Origin of the sequence: Thauera mechernichensis, assembly GCF_029588855.1 — a bacterium.
GTDB classification, from domain to species: Bacteria; Pseudomonadota; Gammaproteobacteria; order Burkholderiales; family Rhodocyclaceae; genus Thauera; species Thauera mechernichensis.
In genome coordinates, this window is record NZ_JARQZE010000043.1 from 1 (window position 1) to 1549 (window position 1549).

2 protein-coding genes are annotated in these 1549 nt (G+C 69.5%); both read right to left on the reverse strand.

Translation table 11 applies throughout. The features are described from left to right. On the reverse strand, positions 1–506 hold a 506-nt coding region (locus tag P7F68_RS19850), incomplete at its 3' end, for an ureidoglycolate lyase (protein WP_277835660.1). Positions 507–591: 85 nt separating this feature from the next. Next, positions 592–1549 (reverse strand): allantoicase (alc, locus tag P7F68_RS19855; RefSeq protein WP_277835661.1); only part of this gene is annotated, 958 nt, incomplete at its 5' end.

A 1549-nucleotide genomic window follows, 5' to 3' on the forward strand; every position in this document is an offset into this window, starting at 1 on the left:
GGCGCTGCGATCCTGCCCGGGGTCTCGAGCTGGATCTCGTCGCAGTTGTGCCCTGGTCCGCTGCGGTCGATGACGATGAAGTCGCAGATTTCGTCGAGTGCGAGCAGGGGGTGGTGCCAGACGCCGGGGGCGTAGTTGACGCCCTGGTCGCCGCGGGCGAGGAAGACCGTCAGGTCTTCTGCGGTGGGCGGTGCGCCGGCGGGGGCGACGACGACCAGATAGGGCTTGCCCGACATGGGGATGAAGGCCTGTGAGGCGAGCGGGTGGCGCTCCATCATGTTCACGGTGAAGGGCAGGGCGCGGGGCTGTCCGCGGAAGATGGAGACGATGACGCGGCCCTCGGGCCCGGGCTCGATGCGAGCGAGGTCGTGGTAGCGCTCGGTGTTGCCGGCGTTGATGGTGAAGTGCTGTGCGGCGTCGCTGGCCTCGATGAGCTGGCCGAAGGGTGCGAAGGCCTCGTGGGTGAGGGGCGCGACGGCGAGGGGGAGGGCGGGGTGCGCGGTCATGGTGTGCTCTCGGGTGAGGAAGGGGGCGACACGCCGGTCGGGCGCCCGGGCGCAGGGCTGCGCCCGCGAAGCGCCGGTCTTCTTATTAGGCCTCGACCTTGCCCCACAGGCGCAGTCGCGAGACGCCGCCGTCGGGGAAGATGTTCAAGCGCACGTGGGTGATCGGCCCGAGCTTGGCCACTTCTTCGGTGAAGCTGTGGATGGCGTCCATCTCCAGTTTCTGCTCGGGCAGCAGGGTGTGCCAGAACATCGACTGGGTGGTGATCGAGCGGTCGGTGCCGCCGGTGACATAGGCGGCCTGGATCGAGCAGCGATCGGGGTAGTTGCCCTTGAAGAAGGCGGTGTCGACCTCGATGCGCTCGACCGTGCCGGGGGCGCCGAGCTCGAGCACGCACCAGTCGTTGCCCGGTTCGCGGCGGCGGCGGGTCTCCCAGCCATCGCCCATGTTCATGCCACGGCCCGGCAGCAACAGCGCGGCGGCCGAAGAGCCGAAGCTGGCGTCGTTCCACGACACGGCGCGGCCGCCATTTTCCATCGCCACCAGATCGACGAGTTCGCCCGCGGCGGCCTTGGCCGCGAGCGAGCCCAGCGGGCGGCCATAGACGCGCAGGCGCGCGATGCCGCCGTCCGGATACATGTTCACGCGCAGGTGGGTCCAGGCCGCGGTGCTGGCGCACTCGAGGAGGTGATGGCTGTTGGGCCCCATCGGGGTGGCCGGAAGGATCTCGGTCCAGGTTGCGGCCTGGAGCGCGGCCACGTCATCGGCGTCGGAGACGCAGGCCTCGATCGAGACGGCGGGCGGGTAGTTGCCGGTGAAGTGAGAGGTGTCGACGTCGAAACCGCGGATGACGCCCCTGACGCCGAGTTTGACGAGTGCCCAGTCGTGACCGGCGACGCGCTTGCGGCGCGACTCCCAGCCATCCATCCACTTGCCGTTGGTGTCGAACTTGCCGGGGACGAACTGTGCGGGCTCGGGGTTGAGCATGCGTGCGACCTCGGCGAAGAAGTCGTCGGAGGCGGCGATTGCCTTGGCGCCCAGGCGC